A 14,454-nucleotide genomic window follows, 5' to 3' on the forward strand; every position below is an offset into this window, starting at 1 on the left:
CGTCCAGGCCAACGGCTCTCGTCATCGGTCCTAGCACCATGCAGTGATCACTGGAGGAGGGAGGCGCCTGCTGAACAGGGGTAACTCGGCTCACCCGCGCATCTCCCTCTTGCTGCATGCGAACCGCCCGGCGTCCCGCCACGCGCCACAACGAGCGCAAAGAAAAGCCGATAACGGCCACTGTCAACCATCAGCTGGGACCGAAGTGTCAAGCATCTACCGGGACCGGACACACCCCCGCCAGGCCACTGCCGAGGAAGCTTCCCTCCTCGGCATCCAGAAGGCCGCGCTCGTCACCCACATCCAGCGGACCTACTACAGCGACCAGGGACGCCCCGTCGAGACCGCGGACATCATCGTGCCTGCCGCCCACTGCGAGATCGTCTAAGAGATCCCCATCAGTCGATAGCTCGCAGCCCTGACGCTGCCGACAAGTTCGCTGCTGCTCCCGTGGATTCTGATGGCGGCTCGGGAGGACACAGGCCGATGTCCCGCCCGGAGGAAGCACGTGAGCGCCCTCCCCCAGGCCGTCCTCGGGCCGTGGAAGGGCGCTCAGCGGTGACCAACGTCGACAGCTGCCGACAGCTCGGCAGCAGGTCAGAGCGATGATCGGTCAGGCGGCCGCAGGTCACGGCCGCCACGCTCAGTTGTGGCTGTGCAGGATCTCGTTCAGGCCGCCCCAGACCGCGTTGTTCGGGCGGGCCTCGACGGCGCCGGAGACCGAGTTGCGGCGGAAGAGGATGTTGGAGGCGCCGTTGAGTTCACGCGCCTTGACGATCTGGCCGTCGGGCATGGTGACGCGGGTGCCCGCGGTGACGTACAGGCCGGCCTCGACCACGCACTCGTCGCCGAGCGCGATGCCGACGCCCGCCTCGGCGCCGATCAGGCAGCGCTCGCCGATGGAGATGATGACGTTGCCGCCGCCGGACAGGGTGCCCATGGTGGAGGCGCCGCCGCCGATGTCCGAACCGTCGCCGACGACGACGCCGGCCGAGATACGGCCCTCGACCATGGACGTGCCGAGCGTGCCGGCATTGAAGTTGACGAAGCCCTCGTGCATGACGGTGGTGCCCTCGGAGAGGTGCGCGCCGAGGCGGACCCGGTCGGCGTCGGCGATCCGGACGCCCTTCGGGACGACGTAGTCGGTCATCCGCGGGAACTTGTCGACCGAGGTCACCTGGAGGTGCAGACCCTCGGCGCGGGCGTTCAGCCGGACCTGCTCGATCTCGTCGACGGCGACCGGGCCGAGGGAGGTCCACGCGACGTTCGCGAGGAAGCCGAACTGGCCCTCCAGGCTCAGGCCGTGCGGCTTGACCAGGCGGTGCGAGAGCAGGTGCAGGCGCAGGTAGACGTCGTGCGCGTCGATCGGCTTCTCGTCGATCGAGGCGATGACCGTGCGGACCGCGACGACCTCGACGTTGCGGCGGGCGTCCGGGCCGATCGCTTTGGCCGCACCCGCGCCGAGGAGTTCCACGGCCCGCTCGGCGGAGAGCGTCTCGGTGCCGGCCGGGCCGGGCTCGGCGACCAGCTCGGGGGCGGGGAACCAGGTGTCGAGAACGGTGCCGTCGGCGGCGATGGTGGCGAGGCCGGCGGCGACGGCTCCGGTGGGGCGAACGTTCGTGTCGGTCATGCTGAGAAACCTAACGTGAGCTGGGCACCCAGAGCGAACCACGTCTCACGTGCCGGTACCGGAAACGGAGACCGGGCGGGTGGTGGTGACGTGGTCCGGGCAGGTACGGGCAGCATGCTCCCGACCGGCGGAGCGATCCGAGCCGGTGCCGGGAGCCAGGTCCCGACCGGCGGAGCGACCCGCGCCAGTGGCGCCGACCGGAATCTCCGCGCCCACCCCAGGAGCGACGAACGCGTCAGTACCGGTGGCGTCCGCGCCCACACCGGTAGCGGCGCCCGCGCCGGCCCCTAAGCGCCGCGTGGGCCGATCACCCTCGCCAGTGCCTCCCTGGCGTACTCCTCGTCGTACTCCGCCCCCGTCAGCAGCACCTGGAGGCAGATCCCGTCCATGAGCGCGACCAGTGCCCGTGCCGTGACCGGATCGGTGCGGTGGGCGAGGCGGTGGGCGAGGTCGTCGGCCCACTCGGCGGCGACGGGGCGCAGGGCGGGGCGGCGCAGGGCGGCCAGGTAGAGCTCGTACTCCAGCTCGACGCCGGTGCGGTCACCGGCCAGCCACTCCCCCAGCCAGCCCGCCAGTTCCGTCGCCAGGTCGGTCCGCGGGTCCTCGAGGCCCCCGCGCGAGGCGATCACCTTGGCGAAGCCCTCGCTGGCCTGGCGCAGTGCGGCGACCATCAGCTCGTCGAGGGTGCTGAAGTGGTAGGTCGTGGAACCGAGCGGCACGTCCGCCGCGGCGGCGACGGAGCGGTGGCTGAGGCCGGCAAGCCCTTTCTCGCCGACCACCCGGATCGCCGCCTCGATGATCCGCTGTCGGCGCTCCGGGTCGTAACGGCGGGGCATCAGTGCGCACCTCCCAGGTTCAGGACCACCACTCCCCCGACGATCAGCGCGATCCCGGCGACCTTGGCCAAGGACAGGCCCTCGCCGAACAGCAGCAGGCCGAGCACGGCGATGGTCGCGGTGCCGACCCCGGCCCAGATCGCGTACGCCGTGCCGATCGACACGGTCTTCAGGGTCTGGGCGAGGAGCAGGAAGGAGACGACGTACCCCAACGCCGTCACCAGCGTCGGCCAGAGCCGGCTGAAGCCGTCGCTGTACTTCATCGCCGTCGTGGCGGCGACCTCGGCGGCTATGGCGCCGGCGAGCGTCAGGTATCCCATGTGTACGAGTGTACGCAACGTTGTGTACGACCGTACACAACCGGCCGTCCGGCACTCGGGCGGCACACCCCACCCCCCAAGTAGGTTCAGAAGCCACGCAGTTGAGGCCCCAGGACAGTCGGCTACGGATGGGTCACGAACTCCCCTGCCGTCACCCGAGGATGTTTAATGCTCACAGAAAACGCTCGCTCAAACGGCTCCCCGCAGCCCCATGGCTCCACTAGTGTGTGCACCTCTGTGATCCACCCTTGCTTCACACCTCACCCACTTCACCCTCACACCCCCGGCTGCCGCTGCCTTGGCGCCGCTGGAGGAATTGCGCATGCCAGAAACCACCCCCCAACCCCCGCCGCACCCCCAGTGGGAGGACGGCTGGGGTCCCGACACATCCCGGGCTCCCGGGACCCGAAGACTCTGGCTGGCCGGGACACTGGCCATCGCCACGGTCGTCGCCTGTGTCACCGCGATAGCCGTCAGCCACCACACCACTGACCAGGCGTCGACTCCGCCGGTCACCGGCGCGGCCCTCGACAACGGCCCCGGTCTGCTCTCCTTCGCCTCGCCGACGACCTCGGGCGAGGCCACCCAGCCGAAGGGCACCTCGGGCATGTCGTCGGCCTCCGCGACCGGCAGCCCGTCCCCCGAGGCGACCGGCGGGAAGCACGGTACCAGCGGCGCGAAGGCCTCGCCGTCCGCCGCGAAGCCCTCCGAGTCGTCGGCCGCGGGGGGAAGTTCCGGCGGCGCGGGCGGCTCCGGCGGTTCAGGCGGCTCCAGCAGCTCCGGCGGTTCGAGTACGTCGACGGGCTCAGGCGGCACCTCGGTCCGCTCGGTCAACTACCCGGACCGCTACTGGCACGTGAGCGGCAGCTACGTCAAGCTGGACCAGCCCCGCGGCTCCGAGTCCCGGCAGGACTCCACTTTCTCGCTGGTCAAGGGCCTGGCGAACAGCTCCTGTTACTCCTTCGCCACGCACGACGGGCTGTATCTGCGCCACCAGAACTTCGTGCTGCGCGCCGAGCGGAACGACGGCAGCGGACTGTTCCAGCAGGACGCCACCTTCTGCCCCCAGAGGACGGGGTTCTCGAACGACGTACTGTTCCAGTCGGTGAACTACCCCAATTACGCCCTGCGTCACAAGAACTTCCAGCTGTACCTGGACCCGTACGGCTATAACACCGCCAACCGCCAGGACTTCTACTTCGACCTGGTGGACGGGCTGAGCTGAGACGCAGAAAAGCGGCGGCTACCCGAGCCGGGTGCCGCCGCCTTCACGTACGCGGGATGCTCAGACGTTGAACCCGAGCGCCCGCAGCTGCTCGCGGCCGTCGTCGGTGATCTTGTCGGGACCCCACGGGGGCATCCAGACCCAGTTGATGCGCAGTTCGTTGACGAGGCCGTCCGTGGCGGACTTGGCCTGGTCCTCGATGACGTCGGTCAGCGGGCAGGCCGCCGAGGTCAGGGTCATGTCGATCGTCGCGATGTTCGCGTCGTCGATGTGGATGCCGTAGATCAGGCCGAGGTTGACGACGTCGATGCCCAGCTCGGGGTCGACGACGTCGTACAGCGCCTCACGGAGTTCCTCCTCCGAGGCGGGCTTCATCTCAACGGTCTCGCTCATGCCGTCCTCCTTTCGGCGTCGGCCGCGCCAGCCAGCGCCTGGGCCGTCGCGTCCTTCCACGCCATCCAGCTCAGGAGGGCGCACTTGACCCGCGCGGGGTACTTGGAGACCCCGGCGAACGCGACGGCGTCCTCCAGGATGTCCTCCATCGCCTCGTCGGGCTCCAGCCTGCCCTTGGACTGCATCAGCTCCAGGAAGGTCTCCTGGATCTGCTGCGCGTCCGCGAGGTCCTTGCCCACGAGGAGTTCGTTCAGTACGGAGGCGCTCGCCTGGCTGATCGAGCAGCCCTGGCCCTCGTACGAGACGTCCTCGATCGTGGTGCCGTCGTACTTCACGCGGAGGGTGATCTCGTCGCCGCACGTCGGGTTCACATGGTGTACCTCGGCGTCGCCATCCCTGAGACCACGCCCGTGCGGGTTCTTGTAGTGGTCCAGGATGACTTCCTGGTACATCGAGTCCAGCTTCACGGTGTCAGCTCACGCCCTTCAGCCGAAGAAGTTCCGTACGTGCTCCAGGCCCTCGACCAGAGCGTCGATCTCGGCCGGCGTGGAGTACAGGTAGAACGACGCTCGCGTGGTCGCAGGAATTCCGTAGCGCAGACAGACGGGACGGGCACAGTGGTGGCCGACCCGGACCGCGATGCCCTGCTCGTCGAGGACCTGGCCCACGTCGTGCGGGTGGATGTCCCCGAGCGTGAAGGAGATCGCCGCGCCCCGGTCCTCGGCCGTGGTGGGGCCGATGATCTTCAGGTCGGGGACCTCGGTGAGGCGCTTGACCGCGTACTCCGTCAGCGCGTGCTCATGGGCGAGGATCTTGTCCATGCCGATGGCGGTCAGGTAGTCGATCGCCGCGCCGAGACCGACCGCCTGGGCGATCGGGGGGGTGCCCGCCTCGAACTTGTGGGGAGCCGGAGCGTAGGTCGAGGAGTGCATCGACACCGTCTCGATCATCTCGCCGCCGCCGAGGAACGGGGGCAGGTCCTCGAGCAGCTCCTGGCGGCCCCACAGAACGCCGATGCCGGTCGGGCCGCACATCTTGTGGCCGGTGAAGGCCACGAAGTCGGCCTGCAGGGCCTGCACGTCCAGCGGCATGTGCGGGGCGGCCTGGGAGGCGTCGATGCAGACGAGCGCGCCGACCTCCTGCGCGCGCCGGATTATCGTCTCGACCGGGTTGACCGTGCCCAGGATGTTCGACACCAGCACGAAGGAGACGATCTTCGTCTTCTCCGTGATGACCTCGTCGATGTTGGACAGGTCGAGACGGCCGTCGTCGGTGAGGCCGAACCACTTCAGCTTCGCGCCCGTGCGCTGCGCGAGCAGCTGCCACGGCACGATGTTGGAGTGGTGTTCCATCTCCGTGATGACGATCTCGGTCTCGTGGTCCACCCGGTAGGGCTCGTCGGCCCAGCCCAGCATGTTCGCCACGAGGTTCAGCGACTCGGAGGCGTTCTTGGTGAAGATCACCTCGTCACGGCTGGGCGCGTTGATGAACTCGGCGACCTTGTCGCGCGCGCCCTCGTACAGCGCCGTGGCCTCCTCGGCGAGCACATGCACACCGCGGTGGACGTTGGCGTTGTAGCGCTCGTAGTACTCGCTCAGGGCGTCCAGCACCTGGCGCGGCTTCTGCGAGGTCGCCGCGTTGTCCAGGTAGACGAGCTTCCGGTCGTCGTGGACCAGCCGGTCCAGGATCGGGAAGTCCTTGCGGATCGCCTCGCCAAGAAGATTGGACTCAGTGAGGAGGCCCGGCAACTGTGTCACTCGGATGCGCCGCCCTTCGTGTGGACTGCGTCCTGCTTCGCATAAGCCTCGTAGCCCTCGTTCTCCAGCTTGTCGGCCAGCTCGGGACCGCCGGACTCGACGATCCGGCCACCGGCGAACACGTGCACGTGGTCGGGCTTGATGTAGCGCAGGATGCGCGTGTAGTGCGTGATCAGCAGGGTGCCGACCTCGCCGGTCTCGCGGACGCGGTTGACGCCCTCGGAGACGATGCGCAGGGCGTCGACGTCGAGGCCGGAGTCGGTCTCGTCGAGGATCGCGACCTTCGGCTTGAGCAGTTCGAGCTGGAGGATCTCGTGGCGCTTCTTCTCACCGCCGGAGAAGCCCTCGTTCACGTTGCGCTCGGCGAAGGAGGGGTCGATGCTGAGGCGCTCCATGGCCTCGCGGACCTCCTTCACCCAGGTGCGCAGCTTGGGGGCCTCGCCGCGGATGGCGGTGGCGGAGGTGCGCAGGAAGTTGGAGACCGAGACACCGGGGACCTCGACCGGGTACTGCATCGCCAGGAACAGGCCCGCGCGGGCGCGCTCGTCGACGGACATCTCCAGGACGTCCTCGCCGTCGAGCAGCACGGTGCCGCCGGTGATCGTGTACTTGGGGTGACCGGCCAGCGAGTAGGCGAGGGTCGACTTGCCGGAGCCGTTGGGGCCCATGATGGCGTGCGTCTCGCCCTGCTTCACGGTGAGGTCGACGCCCTTGAGGATCTCCTTCGTGGCGTTGTCGGCCTCGACGGTGACGTGCAGGTCTCGGATTTCAAGCGTTGCCATGGATTGCCTCAGGACTCCTGGGTGAGGGAGACGAGCACGTCGTCCCCTTCGATCTTTACGGGGTATACGGGGACGGGGCGCGTGGCCGGGAGGCCGGACGGCTTGCCGGTGCGCAGGTCGAAGCTGGAGCCGTGCAGCCAGCACTCGATCTGGCAGTCCTCCACCTCGCCCTCGGAGAGCGAGACGTTGGCGTGGGAGCAGATGTCGTGGATCGCGAACACCTCTCCCTCGGTACGGACGAGCGAGACCGGCGTGCCGTCGAGTTCCACCCGCTTCGGGGTGTCCTCCTCCAGCTCGCTCAGTCCGCAGGCGCGCACGAACGCGGTCGGGGCTGTCATGCGACCGAGGCCTCCAGCTCCTCCTCGATCTTGGCGAGCAGGCGCTCCTCGATGTCGGCGACACCGATCTGCTGGACCAGTTCGGCGAAGAAGCCACGGACGACGAGGCGGCGGGCCTCGTGCTCCGGGATGCCGCGGGCCATCAGGTAGAAGAGCTGCTCGTCGTCGAAGCGGCCGGTGGCGGAGGCGTGGCCGGCGCCGACGATCTCGCCGGTCTCGATCTCCAGGTTCGGCACCGAGTCGACGCGCGCGCCGTCCGTGAGGACCAGGTTGCGGTTCATCTCGTAGGTGTCGGTGCCCTCGGCCCTGGCCTCGATGAGGACGTCACCGATCCAGACGGCGTGCGCCTGCTCGCCCTGGAGCGCGCCCTTGTAGGCGACGTTGGACTTGCAGTGCGGGGCGTTGTGGTCGACCAGCAGGCGGTGCTCCTGGTGCTGGCCGGCGTCGGTGAAGTACAGGCCGTACAGCTCGGCCTCGCCGCCGGGGCCCGCGTAGGACACGCGCGGGTGCAGTCGTACGACGTCGCCGCCGAAGGTGACGACCACGGACTTGAACGTGGCGTCCCGGCCGACCAGGGCGTTGTGCTGGGCGACGTGCACGGCCTTGTCGTCCCAGTCCTGGACGGAGACGACGGTCAGCTTCGCGCCGTCGCCGAGCAGGTAGTCCACGTTGGCGGCGAGCACCGCGTCACCGGTGTGGTCGATGACGACGACGGCCTCGGCGAAGGCGCCCAGCTCGATCACCTGGTGGCCGAAGGCGGTCCCGCCGTCGCCGTGCACGGCGATCCGGATCGGCTCGGTGAGCACCGTCTCCTTGGGGACGGTGACCACGCCGGCCTTCTCGAACGCCGAGTACGCCTGGGCGGCGACGCGGTCCACCGGGGTGCCCGCCCTGCCGAGCCGCGGGTCGTCACGGTCGACGGTCTCGACGGTGACACCCTCGGGGGCCTCGACGGCGACCTTGACGCCCTCGCCGGTGGCGACGGCGGTGCCGTCGTGCAGCCCGCGCAGGCGCTCCAGCGGGGTGAACCGCCACTCCTCCTCGCGGCCGTGCGGGACCGGGAAGTCCGCGACGTCGAAGGACGGCGGCGCGCTCATGCGCGTGGCGACGGTCGACTCGGCGGCCACCGCGATGGCGCCGGCGGTGGTGGAGCCCACCGGGGTGTTCTGAGCCTCAGCCATGGCTGTCGGTCTGCTCGCTTTCTTGCGTAAAAGTGGCTTGACGGGAGGGGGACGGCGTCAGCCGACCGCGCCTTCCATCTGGAGCTCGATCAGCCGGTTGAGTTCGAGGGCGTACTCCATCGGCAGTTCCTTGGCGATCGGCTCGACGAAGCCGCGCACGATCATCGCCATCGCCTCGTCCTCGCTCAGACCGCGGCTCATCAGGTAGAAGAGCTGGTCCTCGGAGACCTTGGAGACGGTCGCCTCGTGGCCCATGGACACGTCGTCCTCGCGGACGTCGACGTACGGGTAGGTGTCCGAGCGGGAGATGGTGTCGACGAGCAGCGCGTCGCAGAGCACGTTCGACTTGGAGCCCGGGGCGCCCTCGCCGATCTCGATGAGACCGCGGTAGGAGGTACGGCCACCGCCCCGCGCCACCGACTTGGAGACGATGTTGGAAGAGGTGTTCGGGGCCATGTGGACCATCTTGGCGCCGGCGTCCTGGTGCTGGCCCTCGCCCGCGAAGGCGATGGAGAGGGTCTCGCCCTTGGCGTGCTCGCCCATCAGGTAGACGGCCGGGTACTTCATCGTCACCTTGGAGCCGATGTTGCCGTCGACCCACTCCATGGTGGCGCCCTCGTAGGCGACGGCGCGCTTGGTGACCAGGTTGTAGACGTTGTTCGACCAGTTCTGGATGGTCGTGTAGCGGCAGCGGGCGTTCTTCTTGACGATGATCTCGACGACCGCGGAGTGGAGCGAGTCCGACTTGTAGATCGGGGCCGTACAGCCCTCGACGTAGTGCACGTAGGCACCCTCGTCGACGATGATCAGGGTCCGCTCGAACTGGCCCATGTTCTCCGTGTTGATGCGGAAGTAGGCCTGGAGCGGGATCTCGACGTGCACGCCCTTCGGCACGTAGATGAAGGAGCCGCCGGACCACACGGCCGTGTTCAGCGCGGCGAACTTGTTGTCGCCGGCCGGGATGACGGTGCCGAAGTACTCCTTGAAGAGCTCCGGGTGCTCCTTCAGGGCGGTGTCGGTGTCGAGGAAGATGACGCCCTGCTCCTCCAGGTCCTCGCGGATCTGGTGGTAGACGACCTCCGACTCGTACTGGGCGGCGACACCGGCGACCAGGCGCTGCTTCTCCGCCTCCGGGATGCCCAGCTTGTCGTAGGTGTTCTTGATGTCCTCGGGCAGGTCCTCCCAGGACTCCGCCTGCTTCTCCGTGGAGCGCACGAAGTACTTGATGTTGTCGAAGTCGATGCCGGAGAGGTCGGAGCCCCAGTTCGGCATGGGCTTCTTCTCGAAGAGCTTCAGGCCCTTGAGACGCAGCTTGGCCATCCACTCCGGCTCGGACTTCTTGCCGGAGATGTCGAGGACGACCTCCTCGCTGAGGCCACGCCTGGCAGCGGCACCGGCCACGTCGGAGTCGGCCCAGCCGTATTCGTACTTGCCCAGGCCTTCGAGCTCAGGGTGGGCAGTCTCCGTGGGGAGAGTCATGCGGGGTTCCTCCCGGCCGTGCTTGCAGATGCGTCAGTGGAAGTCGTGGAAATCTTGGGAATGAACGTCGTGCAGACGCCGTCGCCGTGCGCGATGGTCGCCAGTCGCTGGACGTGGGTACCCAGCAGCTCGGCGAAGATCTCCGTCTCCGCCTCGCACAGCTGGGGGAACTGCTCCGCGACGTGGGCGACCGGGCAGTGGTGCTGGCACAGCTGTTCGCCGACCGGTGCGCTGCGCGCCGTTGCAGCGTACCCGTCCTGGCTCAGGGCCTTGGCCAGCGCTTCCGCGCGCTTGTCGGGGCTCACGCCCTCGATCGCCCTGCGGTAGGCGCTCGCCTGGGCGGTGATCCGGGCCCGCGCGAAGGCGGCGACCGCCTCCTGGCCGCCCTCCTGCTCGGCGATCCAGCGCAGCGCGTCGGCGGCGAGCTTGTCGTACGACTGGTCGAAGGCGTCGCGGCCGCAGTCGGTGAGGGCGAAGACCTTGGCGGGCCGGCCGCGCGTCCGCGCGCCGTACACCCGCTGCTCGCGCGCCTCCACGACGTCGTCGGCGACCAGTGCGTCCAGATGCCGGCGCACGGCCGCCGGGGTCAGCCCCAGGCGCCCGGCCAGCTCGGTGACGGTCGACGGGCCGTGGTCCAGGATCGACCGCGCGACCCGGTTGCGCGTCGAGCGCTCACCGGTCGCGAGCTCTTCCTGCGGGGTCCCCATGGGGGTCTCCCGAGCCTCGCCGACGTTTTTCACAACGCCATTGTTGCGTAATTCCTCAGGGGCAGGCAAGCCGCGTCCGGGGGACGGCGCGGTGCCCTGCGTCACTTAGGTCTACCTAATCCGACCTGCGGAAACGATCTCTGATCGATCGCCCTCGGCCAATCCGGTGGCGCGGCCCGGCACCCCTCCGGAACACTCCCTGACCATGCCCACACCCCCTCCCACCGGCCCCCTTGTCACCCGGGACAGCCTCGCCGGACAGCTGCGCGCGCTCGGCGTCCGGCCCGGCGAGGTCCTCCTGGCACACACCTCGCTCAGCTCGCTCGGCTGGGTCAACGGCGGACCCGTGGCCGTCGTCCAGGCGCTCCTCGACGCCCTCGGCCCGGACGGCACCCTGGTGGTCCCCACCCAGACCGGCGACCTCTCCGACCCGGCGCTGTGGCGCGACCCGCCGGTGCCCGAGCCATGGTGGCCGCGGATCCGCGCGACCATGCCCGCATACGACCCCCGGACCACGCCCTCGCGCGGGGTCGGGGTGCTCCCGGAGACCGTACGGAACTGGCCGGGCGCCGTGCGCAGTGCCCATCCTCAGACCTCCTTCGCGGCCGTCGGCCCGCGCGCCGCCCGGATCCTCGACGGCCACGCCTCCGACTGCCGGCTCGGCGAGCACAGCCCGCTGGCCCGGCTGGAGGCGCTGCACGCGCGCGTGCTGATGCTCGGCACCGGCTACGACACCTGCACCGCCTTCCACCTCGCCGAGTACCGGATCCCCGCCCCGCGGGTCCGGGTCGGCCGGCCCGCCGCCGGCGGCGGATGGGAGGAGGTGACCGAGGTGTCGATCACCTCCGACCGCTTCGACGAACTGGGGCACGACTTCGAACGCGACCGCCCGGTGGTCCTGCGCGGGGCGGTCGGCGGGGCCGGGGCCAGGCTCTTCCCGGTGGCGGACGCGGTCGCGTACGCCGAACGGTGGCTGGCCGTGCACCGTCCCCGTGAGGAGGAGATGTAGCACCCGGCCGTCCGGGTGACGGCAGACGTCCTTAGACTCTGTCACCATGCGAAGTGAGCCCGTGGTCCAGGTGCGGGACCTGGTGAAGCGGTACGGCACGAAGACCGCCGTGGACGGCCTCGACCTGGTGGCCCGGCCGGGCGTGACCGCCGTGCTCGGCCCCAACGGAGCGGGCAAGACGACGACGATCGAGACCTGCGAGGGGTACCGGGAACCGGATTCCGGCTCGGTGCGCGTCCTGGGCCTCGATCCCGTACGGCAGTCCGCCGAGCTGCGCCCCAGAGTGGGGGTCATGCTCCAGTCCGGCGGTGTCTACTCCGGCGCGCGCGCCGACGAGATGCTGCGCCACGTGGCCAGGCTGCACGCGCACCCGCTGGACGTGGACGCCCTGATGGAGCGGCTGGGCCTCGGCAGCTGCGGCCGGACGTCGTACCGCCGGCTCTCCGGCGGCCAGCAGCAACGCCTGGCGCTCGCCATGGCCGTGGTCGGCCGCCCGGAGCTGGTCTTCCTCGACGAACCGACCGCCGGACTCGACCCGCAGGCCCGCCGGGCCACCTGGGACCTGGTGCGGGACCTGCGCACCGACGGCGTCTCGGTCATCCTCACCACGCACTACATGGAGGAGGCCGAGCAGCTGGCCGACGACGTCGCCGTCATCGACGCCGGCCGGGTGATCGCCCAGGGCTCCCCCGAGGAGCTGTGCAAGGGCGGCGCCGAGAACACCCTGCGGTTCACCGGCCGCCCCGGACTCGACGTCGGCTCCCTGCTCAAGGCGCTCCCGGCGGACTCGACGGCGGCCGAACTGACCCCGGGGTCGTACCGGGTCATGGGCAAGGTCGATCCGCAGCTGCTGGCCACGGTGACGTCGTGGTGCGCCCAGCACGGGGTGATGCCGGACCGGATCTCGGTGGAACGCCACACCCTGGAGGACGTCTTCCTCGAACTGACCGGCAAGGAGCTGCGCTCATGACCACCGCGACGGGCACCTACGCCCCCCGGCCGGGAGCCGCCCCGCTGCCCCGCATGATCGCGGCACAGGCGGCCCTGGAGACGCGGATGCTGCTGCGCAACGGCGAGCAGCTGCTGCTGACCGTCGTCATCCCGACCCTCCTGCTGGTCCTGTTCAGCTCGGTGGACATCGTCGACACCGGCGCCGGCAAGTCGGTCGACTTCCTCGCCCCCGGCATCCTCGCCCTGGCCGTCATGTCCACGGCCTTCACGGGCCAGGCCATCGCGACCGGCTTCGAACGCCGGTACGGCGTCCTGAAGCGGCTCGCCTCCTCGCCGCTCCCCCGCTGGGGCCTGATGGCGGCGAAGACGGCGTCGGTCCTGGCCACCGAGGTCCTCCAGGTGATCCTGCTGACGGTGATCGCCTTCGCCCTCGGCTGGTCCCCGCACGGCAACCCCTTCGCGGTGCTGCTCCTCCTCGTCCTCGGCACCGCCGCGTTCTCGGGCCTCGGCCTGCTGATGGCGGGCACCCTGAGGGCGGAGGCGACCCTGGCGGCCGCGAACCTGGTGTTCCTGCTGCTGCTCGTGGGCGGCGGGGTGATCGTGCCGCTGGACAAGTTCGGCGGCGCCCGGCACGTCCTCGCCCTGCTGCCCGTCTCCGCACTCTCCGACGGCCTGCGGGGCGTGCTCCAGCACGGCTCGGGAACGCCGTGGGGGGACCTGGGGATCCTGGCGGTGTGGGGGGTGCTGGGACTGGCGGCCGCGGGACGGTTCTTCCGTTGGGAGTGACCCTCGTGAACGCGTGCACAAGCTGACCCCTACCATGGTGCCCGTGCCAAAGCTGACCCCCACCGACGTCGTTGCGGCCCTGCGCAACCCGCTCGCCTTCATCGCCGCCCGCTGGACCCCGGATCCCCGGACGGTCCGGCGGGCCGCCCTCACCGCGCTCGTCATGTCGGTGGTCATCGTGGTCACCGGGGGCGCGGTGCGGCTCACCGGCTCCGGCCTCGGCTGCCCGACCTGGCCCGAGTGCACCGACGGCTCGCTGACCCCGACGACCGCGCTGAGCTACCACAGCGCCATCGAGTTCACGAACCGCATGCTGACGTACGTGCTGTGCGCGGCGGTCGGCTGGGCGATCATCGCCGCCCGGTCGGAGCAGCCGTACCGGCGCAGCCTGACCCGGCTGGGCTGGGCGCAGTTCTGGATCGTGATGGGCAACGCGATCCTCGGCGGCATCGTGGTGCTCGTCGGCCTCAACCCCTACACCGTCGCCGCTCACTTCCTGCTGGCGACGGCCCTCATCACCGTCGCCGCGGTGATGTGGCAGCGCACCCGTGAGGGTGACGGGGAGCCGCGCCCGCTGGTCGGCAAGGCCGTGCGGCAGCTGGTGTGGGCGCTGGTGGCCGTGTCGCTGCTGCTCATCGCCGCGGGCACGGTGGTGACCGGCGCCGGACCGCACCCCGGCGACTCCGGCGAGGTCGAGCGCATCGACGTCAGCTGGTCGGGCGTCGCCGAGCTGCACGCGGTGTTCGCCTGGATCGTGGTGTCGCTGACCTTCGCACTGTGGTTCTTCCTCAAGGGTGTGGACGCGCCCCGCGGGCCGCGCGACCGGGTCCGCGACCTGTTCCTGATCCTGCTCGGGCAGGGCGTGATCGGTTACGTCCAGTACTTCACCCACCTGCCCACGGTCCTGGTGGGCCTCCACATGTTCGGCTCCTGCCTGGTGTGGATCGGTGTCCTGCGGGTCCTGCTGTCCCTGCGGGAACGCGCCGCCGAGGCCACCGCCGAGCTGCCCGCCCAGTCGTACGACGCGGTGGGCGCGTCGGCCGCCCGCGCCGAGTAGCCC

At 69.8% G+C, this 14,454-nt stretch carries 16 protein-coding genes and 1 pseudogene; 6 read left to right on the forward strand and 11 right to left on the reverse strand.

Annotated elements, in window-relative coordinates; all coding sequences use genetic code 11:
- Positions 1 to 223 precede the first annotated feature (223 nt).
- Positions 224 to 388 (forward strand): annotated as a pseudogene (locus ACZ3KP_RS26065) (UTRA domain-containing protein); the annotation flags it as partial.
- Between the two features lie 255 nt (positions 389 to 643).
- Here the strand turns inward: ACZ3KP_RS26065 and dapD are convergent.
- The 3 genes from dapD to ACZ3KP_RS26080 all read right to left on the reverse strand — a co-directional run bounded on the left by dapD (position 644) and on the right by ACZ3KP_RS26080 (position 2,786).
- The gene (gene dapD, locus ACZ3KP_RS26070; RefSeq protein WP_467502062.1) at positions 644 to 1,630 is read right to left on the reverse strand and encodes a 2,3,4,5-tetrahydropyridine-2,6-dicarboxylate N-succinyltransferase; all 987 of its coding nucleotides are present in this window, start codon (positions 1,628 to 1,630) and stop codon (positions 644 to 646) included.
- Between the two features lie 287 nt (positions 1,631 to 1,917).
- Positions 1,918 to 2,466, reverse strand: coding sequence for a TetR/AcrR family transcriptional regulator (locus tag ACZ3KP_RS26075; RefSeq protein WP_467502064.1), 549 nt, complete (start codon positions 2,464 to 2,466; stop codon positions 1,918 to 1,920).
- The gene (locus tag ACZ3KP_RS26080; protein ID WP_358981065.1) at positions 2,466 to 2,786 is read right to left on the reverse strand and encodes a DMT family transporter; all 321 of its coding nucleotides are present in this window, start codon (positions 2,784 to 2,786) and stop codon (positions 2,466 to 2,468) included. Before ACZ3KP_RS26080 ends, ACZ3KP_RS26075 begins: the two co-directional genes overlap by 1 nt.
- Before the next feature lie 322 nt (positions 2,787 to 3,108).
- On the opposite strand from ACZ3KP_RS26080, the gene ACZ3KP_RS26085 reads away from it, so the two are divergent.
- Positions 3,109 to 4,011, forward strand: a complete 903-nt coding sequence (locus tag ACZ3KP_RS26085; protein ID WP_467502066.1) for an AbfB domain-containing protein — start codon at positions 3,109 to 3,111, stop codon at positions 4,009 to 4,011.
- A 60-nt stretch (positions 4,012 to 4,071) separates the two neighbouring features.
- On the opposite strand, the gene ACZ3KP_RS26090 is transcribed toward ACZ3KP_RS26085, so the two are convergent.
- Genes ACZ3KP_RS26090 through ACZ3KP_RS26125 form a run of 8 tightly spaced genes read right to left on the reverse strand, consistent with a single transcriptional unit; the run spans position 4,072 to position 10,681 of the window.
- Positions 4,072 to 4,404, reverse strand: a complete 333-nt coding sequence (locus tag ACZ3KP_RS26090) for a metal-sulfur cluster assembly factor (RefSeq protein ID WP_037743875.1) — start codon at positions 4,402 to 4,404, stop codon at positions 4,072 to 4,074.
- A complete protein-coding gene (sufU, locus tag ACZ3KP_RS26095) occupies positions 4,401 to 4,871 on the reverse strand; it encodes a Fe-S cluster assembly sulfur transfer protein SufU (protein WP_467502069.1) in 471 nt (156 codons plus the stop codon). Before sufU ends, ACZ3KP_RS26090 begins: the two co-directional genes overlap by 4 nt.
- An 18-nt stretch (positions 4,872 to 4,889) precedes the next feature.
- Positions 4,890 to 6,161 (reverse strand): cysteine desulfurase, encoded by a 1,272-nt coding sequence (locus ACZ3KP_RS26100; protein ID WP_467502071.1) that lies wholly within the window; start codon positions 6,159 to 6,161, stop codon positions 4,890 to 4,892.
- On the reverse strand, positions 6,158 to 6,943 hold the full coding sequence (sufC, locus tag ACZ3KP_RS26105) for a Fe-S cluster assembly ATPase SufC (protein WP_387153965.1): 786 nt from the start codon (positions 6,941 to 6,943) through the stop codon (positions 6,158 to 6,160). The genes ACZ3KP_RS26100 and sufC overlap by 4 nt, the downstream gene beginning before the upstream one ends.
- Positions 6,944 to 6,951: 8 nt before the next feature.
- Positions 6,952 to 7,281, reverse strand: a complete 330-nt coding sequence (locus ACZ3KP_RS26110; protein ID WP_132886100.1) for a non-heme iron oxygenase ferredoxin subunit — start codon at positions 7,279 to 7,281, stop codon at positions 6,952 to 6,954.
- On the reverse strand, positions 7,278 to 8,462 hold the full coding sequence (gene sufD / locus ACZ3KP_RS26115) for a Fe-S cluster assembly protein SufD (RefSeq protein ID WP_467502074.1): 1,185 nt from the start codon (positions 8,460 to 8,462) through the stop codon (positions 7,278 to 7,280). Before sufD ends, ACZ3KP_RS26110 begins: the two co-directional genes overlap by 4 nt.
- 57 nt (positions 8,463 to 8,519) lie before the next feature.
- Positions 8,520 to 9,941, reverse strand: a complete 1,422-nt coding sequence (gene sufB / locus ACZ3KP_RS26120) for a Fe-S cluster assembly protein SufB (protein WP_360512565.1) — start codon at positions 9,939 to 9,941, stop codon at positions 8,520 to 8,522.
- Complete coding sequence (locus ACZ3KP_RS26125) at positions 9,938 to 10,681, reverse strand: helix-turn-helix transcriptional regulator (RefSeq protein ID WP_132886102.1); 744 nt, start codon at positions 10,679 to 10,681, stop codon at positions 9,938 to 9,940. Before ACZ3KP_RS26125 ends, sufB begins: the two co-directional genes overlap by 4 nt.
- A gap of 172 nt (positions 10,682 to 10,853) precedes the next feature.
- Here ACZ3KP_RS26125 and ACZ3KP_RS26130 point away from each other — a divergent pair, with 172 nt between their 5' ends.
- Genes ACZ3KP_RS26130 through ACZ3KP_RS26145 form a run of 4 tightly spaced genes read left to right on the forward strand, consistent with a single transcriptional unit; the run spans position 10,854 to position 14,451 of the window.
- Positions 10,854 to 11,657: an AAC(3) family N-acetyltransferase gene (locus tag ACZ3KP_RS26130; RefSeq protein ID WP_467502076.1), complete on the forward strand. Its 804-nt coding sequence runs from the start codon at positions 10,854 to 10,856 to the stop codon at positions 11,655 to 11,657.
- Between the two features lie 46 nt (positions 11,658 to 11,703).
- Positions 11,704 to 12,627: an ABC transporter ATP-binding protein gene (locus tag ACZ3KP_RS26135; protein WP_358981082.1), complete on the forward strand. Its 924-nt coding sequence runs from the start codon at positions 11,704 to 11,706 to the stop codon at positions 12,625 to 12,627.
- Positions 12,624 to 13,394, forward strand: coding sequence for an ABC transporter permease (locus ACZ3KP_RS26140; RefSeq protein WP_467502078.1), 771 nt, complete (start codon positions 12,624 to 12,626; stop codon positions 13,392 to 13,394). The genes ACZ3KP_RS26135 and ACZ3KP_RS26140 overlap by 4 nt, the downstream gene beginning before the upstream one ends.
- Positions 13,395 to 13,428: 34 nt before the next feature.
- Positions 13,429 to 14,451, forward strand: coding sequence for a COX15/CtaA family protein (locus ACZ3KP_RS26145; protein WP_467502080.1), 1,023 nt, complete (start codon positions 13,429 to 13,431; stop codon positions 14,449 to 14,451).
- Positions 14,452 to 14,454: the final 3 nt, after the last annotated feature.

This window comes from Streptomyces sp. NPDC020958 (assembly GCF_055562175.1).

What these genes read in the sequence shown, in the direction of transcription:
- ACZ3KP_RS26110 (WP_132886100.1), bottom strand. Translation starts at nt 7,281, where the DNA reads ATGACAGCCCCGACCGCGTTCGTGCGCGCCTGCGGACTGAGCGAGCTG.
- ACZ3KP_RS26090 (WP_037743875.1), bottom strand. Translation starts at nt 4,404, where the DNA reads ATGAGCGAGACCGTTGAGATGAAGCCCGCCTCGGAGGAGGAACTCCGT.
- ACZ3KP_RS26140 (WP_467502078.1), top strand. Translation starts at nt 12,624, where the DNA reads ATGACCACCGCGACGGGCACCTACGCCCCCCGGCCGGGAGCCGCCCCG.
- dapD (WP_467502062.1), bottom strand. Translation starts at nt 1,630, where the DNA reads ATGACCGACACGAACGTTCGCCCCACCGGAGCCGTCGCCGCCGGCCTC.
- ACZ3KP_RS26075 (WP_467502064.1), bottom strand. Translation starts at nt 2,466, where the DNA reads ATGCCCCGCCGTTACGACCCGGAGCGCCGACAGCGGATCATCGAGGCG.
- sufC (WP_387153965.1), bottom strand. Translation starts at nt 6,943, where the DNA reads ATGGCAACGCTTGAAATCCGAGACCTGCACGTCACCGTCGAGGCCGAC.
- ACZ3KP_RS26145 (WP_467502080.1), top strand. Translation starts at nt 13,429, where the DNA reads ATGGTGCCCGTGCCAAAGCTGACCCCCACCGACGTCGTTGCGGCCCTG.
- sufD (WP_467502074.1), bottom strand. Translation starts at nt 8,462, where the DNA reads ATGGCTGAGGCTCAGAACACCCCGGTGGGCTCCACCACCGCCGGCGCC.
- ACZ3KP_RS26080 (WP_358981065.1), bottom strand. Translation starts at nt 2,786, where the DNA reads ATGGGATACCTGACGCTCGCCGGCGCCATAGCCGCCGAGGTCGCCGCC.
- ACZ3KP_RS26130 (WP_467502076.1), top strand. Translation starts at nt 10,854, where the DNA reads ATGCCCACACCCCCTCCCACCGGCCCCCTTGTCACCCGGGACAGCCTC.
- ACZ3KP_RS26135 (WP_358981082.1), top strand. Translation starts at nt 11,704, where the DNA reads ATGCGAAGTGAGCCCGTGGTCCAGGTGCGGGACCTGGTGAAGCGGTAC.
- ACZ3KP_RS26085 (WP_467502066.1), top strand. Translation starts at nt 3,109, where the DNA reads ATGCCAGAAACCACCCCCCAACCCCCGCCGCACCCCCAGTGGGAGGAC.
- sufB (WP_360512565.1), bottom strand. Translation starts at nt 9,941, where the DNA reads ATGACTCTCCCCACGGAGACTGCCCACCCTGAGCTCGAAGGCCTGGGC.